At 72.6% G+C, this 13,309-nt stretch carries 10 protein-coding genes; 4 read left to right on the top strand and 6 right to left on the bottom strand.

The features are described 5' to 3' along the window. Positions 1 to 10 precede the first annotated feature (10 nt). Both AB0L25_RS14525 and AB0L25_RS14520 read left to right on the top strand, forming a co-directional pair. On the top strand, positions 11 to 1,198 hold the full coding sequence (locus tag AB0L25_RS14525) for an MFS transporter (RefSeq protein ID WP_500172031.1): 1,188 nt from the start codon (positions 11 to 13) through the stop codon (positions 1,196 to 1,198). A 50-nt stretch (positions 1,199 to 1,248) separates the two neighbouring features. Continuing rightward, positions 1,249 to 2,121, top strand: a complete 873-nt coding sequence (locus tag AB0L25_RS14520; protein ID WP_500172030.1) for an MBL fold metallo-hydrolase — start codon at positions 1,249 to 1,251, stop codon at positions 2,119 to 2,121. Positions 2,122 to 2,835: 714 nt separating this feature from the next. On the opposite strand, the gene AB0L25_RS14515 is transcribed toward AB0L25_RS14520, so the two are convergent. Genes AB0L25_RS14515 through AB0L25_RS14505 form a run of 3 tightly spaced genes read right to left on the bottom strand, consistent with a single transcriptional unit; the run spans position 2,836 to position 5,482 of the window. Then, the gene (locus AB0L25_RS14515) at positions 2,836 to 3,885 is read right to left on the bottom strand and encodes an acyl-CoA dehydrogenase family protein (RefSeq protein ID WP_500172028.1); all 1,050 of its coding nucleotides are present in this window, start codon (positions 3,883 to 3,885) and stop codon (positions 2,836 to 2,838) included. After that, positions 3,882 to 5,054: an acyl-CoA dehydrogenase family protein gene (locus tag AB0L25_RS14510; RefSeq protein ID WP_500172026.1), complete on the bottom strand. Its 1,173-nt coding sequence runs from the start codon at positions 5,052 to 5,054 to the stop codon at positions 3,882 to 3,884. The genes AB0L25_RS14515 and AB0L25_RS14510 overlap by 4 nt, the downstream gene beginning before the upstream one ends. Further along, a complete protein-coding gene (locus AB0L25_RS14505) occupies positions 5,051 to 5,482 on the bottom strand; it encodes an acyl-CoA dehydrogenase family protein (protein WP_500172024.1) in 432 nt (143 codons plus the stop codon). Before AB0L25_RS14505 ends, AB0L25_RS14510 begins: the two co-directional genes overlap by 4 nt. Here AB0L25_RS14505 and AB0L25_RS14500 point away from each other — a divergent pair. Continuing rightward, entirely contained in the window at positions 5,475 to 8,069 is a 2,595-nt protein-coding gene (locus tag AB0L25_RS14500; protein WP_500172022.1) for an AMP-binding protein, read from the top strand. The genes AB0L25_RS14505 and AB0L25_RS14500 overlap by 8 nt on opposite strands. A 299-nt stretch (positions 8,070 to 8,368) precedes the next feature. Here the strand turns inward: AB0L25_RS14500 and AB0L25_RS14495 are convergent, their stop codons facing one another. Beyond that, entirely contained in the window at positions 8,369 to 9,985 is a 1,617-nt protein-coding gene (locus AB0L25_RS14495; protein ID WP_500172020.1) for a GMC oxidoreductase, read from the bottom strand. Positions 9,986 to 10,422: 437 nt separating this feature from the next. Here AB0L25_RS14495 and AB0L25_RS14490 point away from each other — a divergent pair, with 437 nt between their 5' ends. After that, positions 10,423 to 11,301: a sigma-70 family RNA polymerase sigma factor gene (locus AB0L25_RS14490; RefSeq protein WP_500172019.1), complete on the top strand. Its 879-nt coding sequence runs from the start codon at positions 10,423 to 10,425 to the stop codon at positions 11,299 to 11,301. Positions 11,302 to 11,357: 56 nt separating this feature from the next. On the opposite strand, the gene AB0L25_RS14485 is transcribed toward AB0L25_RS14490, so the two are convergent. Both AB0L25_RS14485 and AB0L25_RS14480 read right to left on the bottom strand, forming a co-directional pair. Next, positions 11,358 to 12,254, bottom strand: coding sequence for a LysR family transcriptional regulator (locus AB0L25_RS14485; protein ID WP_500172017.1), 897 nt, complete (start codon positions 12,252 to 12,254; stop codon positions 11,358 to 11,360). A 406-nt stretch (positions 12,255 to 12,660) separates the two neighbouring features. Then, a complete protein-coding gene (locus tag AB0L25_RS14480; protein WP_500172015.1) occupies positions 12,661 to 13,002 on the bottom strand; it encodes a DoxX family protein in 342 nt (113 codons plus the stop codon). Positions 13,003 to 13,309 lie beyond the last annotated feature (307 nt).

Here is a 13,309-nt window from a genome sequence, read left to right as displayed (position 1 = left end):
GAGCCGCACGGTGCCCTTCGTCCTCGACGCGTCGATCCTGGCGACCCTTCTGGCGGCGTCCAGCGCGCCGACGCCCCTGTACCCCGTGTATCAGGACCGGTGGGGCCTGACCGCCCTGACCGTCACAGTCGTCTTCGGCGTCTACTCCCTGACACTGCTGGTGGCCCTGCTCACCACGGGAACACTCTCCGACCACCTGGGACGGCGTCCCGTCCTGGCGGGCGCCCTGCTCTTGGAGACGACCTCCATGCTGCTCCTGGCCTCGGCGGACGGCGCCGGAGAGCTGATCACCGCCCGCGTCGTGCAGGGAGCGGCCACGGGCGCGGCCACCAGCGCCGCGGGCGCCGCACTCTTGGACCTGGCGGATTGCCGCCGTCCGGACCGGTCCGCCCTGACCAACAGCATCGCCCCGGTCGCCGGCACGGCCGCCGGCGTACTCGTCGCCACCCTCCTGGTCCGTTTCGCGCCTGCCCCGACGTCCACCGTGTACGTCCTGCTGGCGGCGCTCTTCGCCGCCCAAGCGATAGCGGCGGCGTGCACCAGGGAGACGGCGCGTCCCCACGCCGGAGCACTGCGCTCCCTGCGCCCGCGGCTCTCCGCGCCGCCATCGGCGCGCCGTGCACTGCTGACCACCGGCACCGGAATCGTCGCCATCTGGGCACTCGGCGGCTTCTACTCCTCCCTCGGCCCGGCGCTCGTGCACCTCGTGGTCCCCGGCCTTCCGCACGCCTTCGGCGGCACGGTCTTCTTCACCGTCAGCGCCGCCGCCGCGCTCACCGTGTGGGCACTGCGACGGGCGGCGCCGACCACCGCCGTCACCGGCGGAAGCCTGATCGTCGTCGCGTCCGCGGCCATGACCCTGCTCGGCCTGCACGGCGTCGGCCTGCCCGCCGTCTACGGAGGCGCGGCCCTGGCCGGCGTCGCCTTCGGGGCCGTCTCGCAGGGCGCGCTGCGCATGCTGCTCGCCCCGCTCCACCAACGGGACCGCGCCGCGACCCTGGCCTCCTATTACGTCCTCAGCTACCTGTCCATGAGCCTGCCCGCCATCGCCGCAGGCGCCGCAACCCAGCACTTCGGACTGCCGGCCACCTCCCACGCTTACACCATGGGCTCCGCCCTCCTCGCCGCCGCGGCGGTGGCGGCACTCGCCGCGAGACGGCGCGAGGCGCTCCCCACCGCAGCGGACCACGCTCGCTGAAAACCAAGGAGACGACCATCATGAGCACTTCACCCGCCGCCTCCTGGACCGTGGGCGATGTCACGGTCCACCGCATCGACGAGGTTCTTCTGCCGCCCGCGACCGGCCCCTGGCTCCTGCCCGACGCCACCCCGGACCTCATCGACCGGCAAGACTGGCTACGCCCCGACTTCGCCGACTCCAACGGCATCCTGCACATCGACAGCCACAGCTTCGCCCTCACCATCGGCGGACTGCGTGTCCTCGTCGACACCGGCATCGGCAACGGCAAGACACGGGCCAACCCCGCCTGGCACGACCTGCGGACCGACTATCTCGAACGCCTCTCGGCCGCCGGATTCACCCCCGAAACCGTGGACCTGGTGATCCACACACATCTGCACACTGACCACGTCGGCTGGAACACACGGGAGATGGACGGCGAGTGGGTTCCCACCTTCCCCAACGCCCGTTACGTCACCTCCCGCGCCGAGCGCGACTTCTGGGCCGGCCACGACATGGACGAGCCGCGCAAGCAGATGTTCCGCGACTCGGTGATCCCGGTCGAGGAGGCGGGACTGCTCGAAATCATCGACGTCCCCGCCGGGGGCGCCGAGATCGTTCCCGGCCTGCGCCTGATCCCCACCCCCGGGCACACCCCCGGCCACGTCGCCGTCCAAGTGAACAGCCGGAGCGCCACGGCGCTGATCACCGGCGACTGCATCCATCACCCCGTCCAGTTCGCCCACCCCGCGATCGGCTCGTGCGTCGACATCGACCCCGAACAAGCCGAAGTCACACGCCGCAGGCTCCTCGCCTCGCTCGCCGGCACCGGCGCCCTCGTGCTGGGCACCCACTTTGCGCCACCCACCGCGGGCCACGTGATCCTCCATGGCGACGCCTACCGGCTCTCCCCCGCCCCCACAGCCGGGCCCGCCGCTTGACAAACGAACGCGGGCGTCCCGATGACCGCGCCGGCGCGGGTGGCGAGGGCGGGTATCAAGGCTCAGCGCTCACGGTGTTCTCTCGCCTGCCGCGGCAAAGCGGTAGACGGCCTCCATCGAGAGGAAGGCGCGAGGATAGCCGATGTAGCAGGCCGATCCATTCGGGTCGTACCCAGGTGCTCCAGCGGACGCGTGCCGCCTGGCCGATCGCGGTCACCGCCTCATCGACGGAGGCGCCGACCGCCCGCAGTGGCTTGCCTCGGGGCGGACGTAGTCGTGTCGCGTCGGTGGCCCTTCTACAGGTCGCTCTGCTGATCGATCCCCGTCCGCTGGGGCTCTCGCCCTCGCTGTTCAGCGATGTACCGGACATAGCCGGCAGCGTCGAGCGGCTGCTCGGCCGACTCGCCGACCCCTCCCCCGCCCTGCACGGCCACCACGACGCGGCACGGCGCACCCTGGCGGCCGTGGCGACGGACTACGCCCAGGTCAAAGAACGCTCGGCCACTGAACCGCTCTCTCTGGAGCAGTTCCGGTACATCGGCTGGTCGCAGCCTTTCGACACCTCCTACCCGGAGTCCTTGTCCGCCTCGTCGCCGGTGACCGTACGACCTGGCACATCACCGAACGGCTGCGGAAGCTTCACCTCGTCTGAGCTGAGGCTGACTCGGCACGCGAACGCTCCCTCTGCCCCCGCCGACCATGTCGGCCACCGTGTCAGGTGCGGGCGTGGCGTCCGGCCAGGCGGGCGCGGTGGTGCGCGGGCGTCCCGAACAGGGAGCGGTTGAGGACCGCGCGCTTCAGGTACACGTGGACGCCGCTCTCCCACGTGTAGCCCATGCCGCCGTGCAGCTGCATCGCCTTCCCCGCGACCTCGACGGCGGCCGCGCAGGCGTACGACTTCGCCATGGCGGCGGCGACGGCCGCGTCCGGTCCGCCGCCCGCGAGGGCCGCGGCGGCCGCGGCCACCAGCTCGCGGGCCACCGTCACCCGGACGAGCATGTCGGCGCACGCGTGCTTCACCGCCTGGAACGAGCCGACCGGACGGCCGAACTGGCGCCGGGCGGTCGTGTGCGCGACGGTCGCGTCGAGCATGGCCTCGGCGAGCCCGAGGCTGTCGCAGGCGACGGCGACGGCGGCCCGGTCGCGCAGCCGCCGCGGCGCGTCCGGGACGCGGTAGCGGTGCACCGCGTCCGGGCGGACGGCGACGCCGGCGGCGGTGACGCGGCCGAAGCTCCGGGTGGCGTCGAGGACGGGCCGCTCCTCGACGGTCAGGTCGGCCGCGGCGACGTCGACGACGACGGGCGTCCCGTCCGGGTCGAGGGCCGGGACGAGGACGCGGTCCGCGGCGGCGGCGTCGAGGACGAACGCGGCCGAGCCGTCCAAGCGCGGACCGTGTCCGCGCGTGCCGCCGGTGACGCGGAACGTCTCCGCGCCCTCGGCGTCCATCGCGACGACGGGGACGGCGGTGCCCGCGACGGTCGCCCGGAGCAGCCCGTCCCGGGCCGGGCTCTCGTGCAGCAGGCCGAGCGTCCCGATCGCGAGCGCCGCGACCGACGGGTACGGGCCCGGCGCCGCGGCCCTCCCGATCTCCCGCAGGACGACCGCGACCTCGGCGAACGTGCCGTCCGCGCCGTCGAACGCGGCCGGCGCCTCCAGGCCGGGCCATCCGGCGGCGGCGACCGCGCGCCAGCCCGCCTTCTTCGCGAGCAGGCCCGCCGCGGAGGCGCGCAGCTCGTCGTGGAACTCCGACAGGTCCGCGGTCATCGGCCCTCCCCCGGGTCGCGGGGCAGGCCGAGGCCGCGCTCGCCGATGATGGTGCGCTGGATCTCGCTGGTGCCGCCCGGGATGGTCCACTCCCACGAGGCGATGAAGTCCAGCGGCCAGGCGCCCGACTCCCATCCGCTCGACAGGGGTTTGCGCAGCTCGGTGTGGCCGTCCAGTCCGGCGGCTTCGGCGCCGAGGTCGGTGATCCGCTGCAGCAGCTCGCTGTAGAGGAGCTTCACGATGGAGGCGTCCGCCGGGCCGGGGCGGTCGCTCGCGACCAGCTTCGCGCAGAGGGCGCGCAGTCCCGTCAGCTCGGTCTCGAGGGCGGCGAGCCGGTCGCCCGTCACCGGGTCGTCGAGCGCGCCGGTCCGCGCGCACAGCGCCGCGAGCCGGTGGAAGCCGCCGCCGAGCCGTTCGGCCAGTTCGAGCATGGTCATGCCGCGTTCGGCGCCGAGGGTCTGCTGCGCCACGCGCCAGCCCCCGTTCTCGGGCCCGATGCGGTTCGCGGCCGGGACGGCGACGTCGTCCAGGAAGATCTCGCAGAAGTGCGCCTCGCCGGTCGCCTGCCGGGTGGGGCGCACCTCGATCCCGGGCGTCCGCATGTCCATCAGGAAGTAGGAGATGCCGTGCCGCTTCGGCGCGCCCGGGTCGGTGCGGGCGAGCAGGAGGCACCAGTCGGCGTGCGCGGCGCCGCTCGCCCAGCACTTCTGGCCGTTGACGACGTAGGAGTCGCCCTCCCTGCGCGCGGACGTCCGCAGCGCGGCGAGGTCGGACCCGGCGTCGGGCTCGGAGAACCCCTGCACCCAGATCTCGCCGTCGAGGATCGCGGGCAGGTGCCGGGCGCGCTGGGCGTTGGTGCCCGCCGCGAGCAGCGTGGACGCCGCGTGGTGGATCGCGACGAACGCCAGGACGAGGCGGGGCGCGTCGTGGGCGGCGAGCTCCTCGTAGGGGACGGCCTGCTCGGCGACGGGCATCCCGCCGCCCCATGCCGCGGGCCAGTGCGGGACGGCGTACCCGGCCCGGCGCAGCTCCTGAAACCACTCCTTTTGGAAGGCGACGAACTCCTCGTCGGGAACGCCCGTCTGCGTGCGCCGCCAGTCCTTCGGGACGTGCTCCCGGCACCAGTCGCGGACGCCCGCCCGGAAGGCGTCGAGGTCGGCGGCCGTCACCGGTCGCCGCCCGGGAACAGGCCGGTGAGGCCCCGGCGCCCGATCTCGCGGGTCAGCCGGTCCCGGGTCGCGGACAGGCCGAGCGGCAGCCGGCGGATCGGCCTGCTGTACCGCGACAGCCACGACAGCGGGGACTCGTCGCAGAAGCCGACGGCGCCGTGCAGCAGGTGCGCTGTGCGGAACACCGCGTCGGCCGCCTCCAGCGCCGCGAGCCGCAGCGCGAGGACGTCGGCCGGCGCCTCCGGCAGGCCCGCCTGGACGCTCCACAGCGCGTACTTCGCGAGCGCCTCGACGCCGCTGCGCTCCACTTCGGCGTCGCTGAGATCGCGTTCGGCGTCCCGGACGAGCGCGTCCCCGCCCGCGGCCTCGAACGCGCGCGTCGCCTGACGCCCGTACTCGGCGGCCTCCTCGCTCAGGTCGGTGTTCACGGCGCCGCCAGCAGCGCGCGGACGAGCAGCATCCGCTGCACGTCGATGCTCCCTGAGGCGACGGTCGAGGCGTGGGAGTACTTCCGGTGGTCCTCGACCGCGCGGCGGAACCGGGCGGTCTCGTCGGCCGCGACCGGGTCCGATCGGCGGCGGGCAGCTGTGGGAACCGTGCAGCGCCTCCGACGTCCGCCGCTGGGTCATGGCGATGGACTACCCCAATCCGCTGCACTGGGACGAGGAGTTCGCCCGCGACTCGAAGTTCGGCGGGATCGTCGCGCCGCAGTCGATCGCGGTCGCGCTGGACTACGGGCACGGCGCGGCGCCCGCCTGCGTCGGCCGCATCCCGGGCAGCCACCTGATCTTCGGCGGCGAGGAGTGGTGGTTCTACGGCAACCGCGTGCGGCCCGGCGACAAGCTCTTCCAGGAACGCCGCTTCCACGACTACAAGGTCACCGAGACGAAGTTCGCCGGGCCGACCATGTTCTCCCGCGGCGACACCGTCCACACCGACCAGCACGGCGCGCTGGTGGCCCGCGAACGGTCGACCGCGATCCGCTACCTGTACGAGGAGGCGCGCCGGCGCGGCATGTACGAGGACCGGCTCGGCCCGGTGAAGAACTGGACGCGGGACGAACTGGACGAGGTCGCGAAGATCCGGCACGACTGGCTCATGTCGAACCGCATGGGCGTCTCCCCGCGGTTCGAGGAGGTCGAGGTCGGCGACCGGCTGCCGCGCCGCGTGATCGGCCCGCACGGCATCGCCACCTTCACCACCGAGTACCGCGCCTTCCTGCCGCCTCACCGACCAGACGGGTTCCGTCCTGGTGACCTGCACCGCCGAGGTCGAGCTCCCGCTCTAGTCCCCTTCCGCGTCAGGAGATCGCCGATGGGCGCCCAGACACACTCCCCCACCCCGCCGCCCTCCCTCGTTTCGGGACCGCCGCTCGACTCCGAGCCCGGCCTCGGGCCGCTGACGCTGCCCGGGTTCCTCCGCGAGGTGACGTCCCGGTACGGCGAGCGCGAGGCGCTCGTCATGCGCACCGGCGCGGGCACCGTCCGCTGGACCTACACCGACCTGTGGGAACGCTCGCTGGAGGTGGCCCGCGCCCTGCGGGCGTGCGGCCTCGGCAAGGACGGCCGCGTCGGCGTCCTGATGACGAACCGTGCCGAGTGGCTCGCGGCGGTGTTCGGCACGTCGCTCGCCGGGGGCGTGGCCGTCACCCTCAGCACCTTCTCGACGGCGCCCGAACTGGACCACCTCCTCCGGGCGTCCGGCGTCGCGGTCCTGCTGTTCGAGCGGACGGTGGCGAAGCGCGACTTCGCGGCCGTCCTCACCGAACTGGAACCGGGCATCGGCACGGCGGTCGGGCCGCTGCGGTCGGCGCGGTACCCGTACCTGCGGCACCTCGCCGCGGTCGGCGAGGCCGCGCCGGGCGTGGAGAGCTGGGACGCCTTCCTGGCGCGCGGAGACGGCGAGCCGCGCGGGCTGCTGGAGGCGGCGGCGGATGCGGTGCTGCCGAGCGACACGGCCGTGCTGTTCTTCTCGTCCGGTTCCACGAGCCGCCCGAAGGGCATCGTGAGCGCGCACCGCGGCGTCGCCGTCCAGCTGTGGCGGTTCCGGCGGATGTACGGCGTCGGGCCGGACGACGAGGTGCACACCTGGACCGCCAACGGGTTCTTCTGGTCCGGCAACTTCGGCATGGCGATCGGGACGACCCTGGCCGCGGGCGGCTCGCTCGTCCTGCAGCCGACGTTCGACCCCGCCGGGGCGCTCGAGTTGATGCAGGCGGAACGGGTGACACTGCCGCTGGCCTGGCCGCACCAGTGGGCCCAGCTCGAGACCGCACCGGGCTACGCCGATGCGGACCTGAGCAGCCTGCGGTTCGTGGACTTCGGCACCCCGCTCGCGAAGCACCCGACGGTGTCGTCGCGATGGTCCGAGCCCGGCCACGCCTACGGCAACACCGAGACGTTCACGATCACGACGGCCTACCCGGCGAACACACCGGACGCGGTCCACGCCGGGAGCAGCGGCGAACCGCTCCCGGGCAACACGGTCAAGATCGTCGACCCGCTCACCGGCGAGACCGTCCCCCGCGGCGAGCGCGGCGAGATCTGCGTCAAGGGCCCCACGCTGATGCTCGGGTACCTCGGCACGCCCCTCGACGAGACGCTCGACGCCGAAGGGTTCTTCCACACCGGCGACGGCGGCCGCCTCGACACCGACGGCCGGCTGCTCTGGGCGGGCCGCCTCACCGACGTCATCAAGACCGGCGGCGCGAACGTGTCGCCCCGCGAGGTCGACGAGGCGCTCGCCGCCCATCCCGCCGTCAAGGTGACGCACACCGTCGGCGTCCCGCACGAGACCCTCGGCGAGGTCGTCGTCGGCTGCGTCGTCCCGCACGACGGCGCGTCCCGCGACGCCGGCGCGCTGCGCGACTTCCTGCGGGAGCGCCTGGCGAGCTACAAGGTGCCGCGCCACGTGCTCTTCTTCGCCGAGGACGAACTCCCCCTCACCGGCAGTTCCAAGATCAAGACCGACGACCTCCGGAAGCTCGCGACGGACCGCCTGAGCGCTCGGACCTGAATCGCGCGTTCCGCGCAGTTTCGGACGGCCGCGTGCACGGTCTGTTCTCTGGCCTCGTCGGCGTCCCATACGCAGAGCCGTTGCCGGTGGCGTTTCGGGACTTAGTGGGTGTCGTCGCGGACGGAACGGCGAACGCTTCCGCCATGGCCCGGAAGTCCGGGTCGCGGGCCTGCGCGAGGGTCGGGCGGTTGTATCCGAGGAGATCCGGCGGTTCGGCGCGCGTGACGGGACCGAGGTGGCGCTCGGTGTGCTCGAAGAGGCCGCCGTAGGGGACGTCATCTCGGCACTCTAGGCGGCGGTCAGAAGACCCGCGCGAGATCCTGGCGCAGGATGCCGGCCATGCTGTGCTCGGCGAGGGCGGCGATGGTCATGGACGGGTTGCAGTCGCCGGTGGAGCCGGGGATGCGGGCGCCGTCCAGCACGTAGAGGCCGCGGTGGCCGAGGACGCGGCCGAGGCGGTCGACGGCGTCGCCCATCGGCACGCCGCCGAGGGCGTGCCAGGTCGAGGGCCCCTGAGCGTCCCGGTCGATCATCATGCCGCCGCCGACCCGCACCAGCTCGTCCATCCGCGCGCGGATCAGTGTCTGCAGGTCGGCGTCGCCCGCCGGATCCCAGGTCAGCTTGGCGTCGTCGGAGGCCGCGTCGTAGGTCCACCTGCCGGTCGGTTCGACCACCCCGTAACCGACGACGGTCATCATCTTCGTACCGTCCGGCGGGAGCATGGGCGACCCGGCGTGGATGATCGTGTACGGGATGGGGCTGTCGGCGACGCGGCCCCCCACACACGCCGGGCCGCCCTGCGGCCGTCCGGGATCGCCGTCCATCTGCACCCACGCGAAGATGCGGTCTCCGTTGTTGCCCCACCGCGAGCCGACGGCGTCCGGAAGGTCGGGCACCAGCCCCTTCGCCTTCGCCTTGACCATGAGCCGTGTCGTGCCGGGCGAACCGGCGTTGAGGAACACGGCGTCGGCCGTGATCCGCAGGTGCTCCCGGACGGCCCCGCAGGTGTCGATCCGGTCGACCTCCAGCACCCAGCGCCTGCGATCGTCCATCGACAGGTCGCGGACCACGTGCAGCGGCGCGACCTCGACCCGCCGCGTCGCCTCCGCCGCGGCCAGGTACGTGACGTCGATGGAATGCTTACCGCCGTTGTTCACCCCGAAGGTCAGGTCGCTGGTGGTGTACGTCGGCTCGTACCTGCCCGCCAGCTCGCCGCGCGCATACGTCCAGTCGACGGGCAGCGGCACCCGGAAGGTCTCCAGCCCGGCGTCGGGGGCCACCTCGAGGAACAGCCGGGACGACCGGTAGGGATCGGCGGCGAGGACGTCGTCGGGGACGGTGGTGATTCGCAGCATCCGGGAGACGAGAGGGTAAGCCCACCGGTTCAGCGCGGCGTAGTCGTCGGCCATCATCGGCATGGACGCGGCGAAGGTCTCCTCGGACGGCTGGAGCGTCATGCCGTGGTAGGTGAGCGAGCCCCCGCCGACCGCGGAGCCGCACTGGACGGTCATGCCGTCGCCCTGCACAGTCTCGATCACGCCCGTGTACGGCTCCCAAGTTCCCGGCACCCCGGGAATCCCGCTTTCGGTCGTCAGCCAGGCCGACCGTCCGTCCACGTTCGCCATTCGGCAGAACGTATGGGAGTTGGGCCCCGTCTTCCATCTGCGGCCCCGCTCCAGGACGAGCGTCCGCACCCCGGCCAGGCCCAGCCGCAGGGCGGTGACCCCTCCGCCGAAGCCGGACCCGACGACGACTGCGCGCTCCCGCCGCTCGGTGACGGGCGCCCGGGACGGGCGAGCCGCGGCGTTCGCACGTCCGGCAGGCAGCCCGGCGGCGAGCCCGATCCCGCCAAGCGCCGCCGCACCGAGCAGCCGCCTGCGCTCGATCCCGCTAGAGGTAGGGGCGTTGTCGTTCATGTGTGCTCCAAGTCGTCCGTGGCGATGCCGGATCGGGGAGGCGAATTCGAGATCTCCATATAGAGAATGGCACTCTCACAGACGAGAGTAAGACACTCATATATCAAGAAGGCCGAATACACATAAGACTGTTGCGGCACACAATCCAGCCGGTGCCGCGATTGTGCTCACCACCAGCGGTGGCCGATCCGCACGGCCTCGGAACCGATCACTCGCTCTTCCGGCCGGATCCCCCGAGAGTCGGTGCCAGGCCGTCCGGGACACCGCACGGACACCGACCTGAACGTCCCGCGGACGGCCCCCGCACGGCGTCCGCGCTCGCCCCCGCCGTGTTCCGGCGGGGCGGGACGCCCGGATGGACCTGGGGTGATCTCCCTCTTGTAGGTTGGCGGTGCAACACGGCGATGACCCCCGACCCGGCGCAGGAACGTGACACGGTGACCCAGAATTCTTCGGTATTGGACGGCTTCGAGGCCGAGCGCCCCCGGCTGCGGGCACTGGCCTATCGAATGCTGGGCTCCGCCGCCGAGGCCGACGACGCGGTCCAGGAGACCTGGCTGCGGTACGACCGCACCGACCTGGCAGAGGTGCGGAACCGGGCGGCCTGGCTGACCACGGTGGTCACCCGGGTCTGCCTCAACCTGCTGCGGGCGCGGCAGACCCGGCGCGAGGAGTCGCTGGAGAGCTTCACCACCGAGTGGCTCGGCGCGGCCGACGACGACCGCGTCCCGCAGGAGGAGGCCGAGCTGGCCGACTCGATCGGGCTGGCGCTTCTGGTCGTCCTGGACCGGCTGAGCCCGGCGGAGCGGGTCGCGTTCGTCCTGCACGACATGTTCGACGTGGGCTTCGGCGACATCGCGCACATGATGGAGCGCAATCCCGCCTCGGTCCGGCAGCTGGCCAGCCGGGCCCGCGCCAAGGTCCGGGGCGGCACCGGAACGACGGCCGCGGACGACGCCCGCCACCGTCAAGCGGTGCAGGCGTACCTGACGGCGACCCGGACCGGTGATTTCGAGGCGCTGCTCACGCTGCTCGATCCCCAGGTCGAGTTGCGCGCCGACCCGGAGGTCACCGGCGCCGCCGGACCCCTCACCCTCCAGGGCGCCCTGGTCGTGGCCAAGAGCGCCCTCGCCTCCGCCCACCGCGCCCGCTTCACGGTCCCCGCCCTGGTGGACGGCGCCCCGGCGCTGGTCATGGCCCCGCTCGGCCGGCTCTCCCTGGTCATCCAGTTCGCCTTCACCGGCTCCGAGATCACCGCCATCGACATCACCGCCGCCCCGAGCCGCCTCCGCGCCTTCGACATCACCCTGGGCTGACGCGCGGAGTCCCGAGAGTTCTCCACCGGCCGTGAACCGGGTCTTGAGCGGCGAGCTCAGTGGTCGGTGCCGGTGAGGTCGCGGGCGGCCTGCACGAACGCGAGCACGCTCGCCGTGGCGCCGTTCGTCCGCCAGTGCAGGCTCCAGCGCAGCGGCGGCGCGTCGCTGAACGGGATGTAGACGACGTCGGGGCGCGTGTAGTAGCGCGTGGCCTGCGCGCCGATGGTGAAGGCGCCGCGGCCGGCGCCGATGAGGGTGAGCGCCTCGTTGATGGTGGCGGCCGTCGGGCCGGGTTCGATCGGGCGTCCGGCCGGAGTGGTGCGCGGAGTGCGGTCTTCGCGCATGGCGGCCGGAAGGTTGTCCGGTAGCTGGATGAGCTTGACTCTCGCCAGGTCCTCCATGCTCACCGTCTCGCGGCGGGCGAAGGGGTGGGCGGACGAGACGGCGAGCATGCGCGCCTCGGACAGCAGCGTCGGCCCGGTGGCGATGCCGGGCTCGTCGAGGGGGAGCGTGCCGAGGACGATGTCGATCTCGCCGTCCCGCAGCCACGGCATCAGGTCGATGATCTGTGCTTCGCGGAGCCGGACGTCGCAGTCGGGGTGACGCTCGCGGAACAGGTCGGCGGCCCGGACCAGCAGGTGCCCGCTCGCCGCCGCGACGAAGGCGATCCGGATCGTGCCGGTCATGCCGCGGCCGGTGTCGATCGCCTGCTCGAAAGCGGTGGTGATCTGGTCCCAGGCCGGGCGGACCGACTCGTACAACCGTTGCCCCACCGCGGTCAGCTCCACCCGCCGGCTGGTGCGCTCGAACAGCGGCACGTTCGCCCGGCGTTCGAGCTTGGCGATGGTCTGGCTGATGCGGGCGGTGGACACGTGCAGCCGTGCGGCGGTGCGTCCGAAGTGCAGTTCCTCGGCCAGGGTGAGGAAAGCCTCCAGCTCGTGTCGCTCGAGCATGAACACCTCCCTCGTTAAGTCCAGCTTCACGATCCTTGCACAGCGCGCATTGATCGTCGCTCTCCAGGCGAGCGAAGGTGATCACGTCGAGAACGGAGCGAGGGCGATGAACGACTTCCAGGTTCACGGGACGGCCGCGGACGGTCGCGAGATGCTGCGTTCGCCGGAGTTCCTCGCCGTTCGGTTCGAGGACCATCGTCCTCGTCTCAGGGGGGCGCCCACCGCATGCTCGGTTCGCCGGCCGACGCCGACGACGCGATCCAGGAAGGGCGGTCGCGTCTGGCCCGGTCCGGTGCTCCCCGCGGAACGGACCGCCGCCACCCCGCTCGTCCGGCGGGCCTTCCCGGACGCGGCGCCGTCCGGCCGCCGCGTGCGCGAGACGTCCCGAGGTGTTCGACGGCGTCGGTCACGAGGTCACGATCAGGGTCGCCACGACCGGGGCCAGGTAGAGCACCGGGAAGGGCAGGGTCTTGAACGAGCGTGCACGCAGCACGGTGACGATGGCGCCGAGGAAGTAGGCCGTCAGGCCGATCGCCGCGGCGATCCCGACCGCCGGCACCGCCAGGCCGGCCAGCAGGCCGACGGCGCCGGCGAGCTTGGCGGCCCCCAGCCAGGTCCACCAGGTGCGGGGCACCCCGTAGGCGATGAGGGGCTGGACGACGAAGTCGGCGCGGCGCAGCAGGGAGATGCCGGAAAAGCCGACCCAGGCGGCGGTGGCGACGGTGACGGCGATCAGGGTGGCGGACATCGGGGTCTCCTTAGAGTCAGAAGCTGTGCGTTCACTCCTCTGACCCGGCCCACCCGGCGGACGTGACAGCCCCAGCGAAAAAACTTCGACGAGTGCACGCGGGGTCGCCGTCGGCGCACCCGCCGCATCCCACGGCCTGGGGAGCGGCCGTCGTCTTGTTGTCGAGGACCTTGAGGCGGTGACCGCGTTCTTCGCCGAGCTGGGCATGGAGTCGGAGGGCGAGACGCTCGTCGAGGGAAGTTCGGTCGACCGTGTCGTCGGGCTGGACGGCGTCCGCGCCGACATCGTCATGCTGCGGACCCCGGAC

This window comes from Spirillospora sp. NPDC052242 (genome assembly GCF_040679555.1).
GTDB lineage: Bacteria > Actinomycetota > Actinomycetes > Streptosporangiales > Streptosporangiaceae > Spirillospora.
The sequence above is the reverse complement of the archived record's forward strand: the minus strand, read 5'-3'. Positions and strand labels throughout refer to the sequence as shown.

Excerpts from the sequence above, each read along its gene's own strand:
- AB0L25_RS14480 (WP_500172015.1), bottom strand. The coding sequence starts at position 13,002 with ATGTCCGCCACCCTGATCGCCGTCACCGTCGCCACCGCCGCCTGGGTC.
- AB0L25_RS14495 (WP_500172020.1), bottom strand. The coding sequence starts at position 9,985 with ATGAACGACAACGCCCCTACCTCTAGCGGGATCGAGCGCAGGCGGCTG.
- AB0L25_RS14485 (WP_500172017.1), bottom strand. The coding sequence starts at position 12,254 with ATGCTCGAGCGACACGAGCTGGAGGCTTTCCTCACCCTGGCCGAGGAA.
- AB0L25_RS14515 (WP_500172028.1), bottom strand. The coding sequence starts at position 3,885 with ATGACCGCGGACCTGTCGGAGTTCCACGACGAGCTGCGCGCCTCCGCG.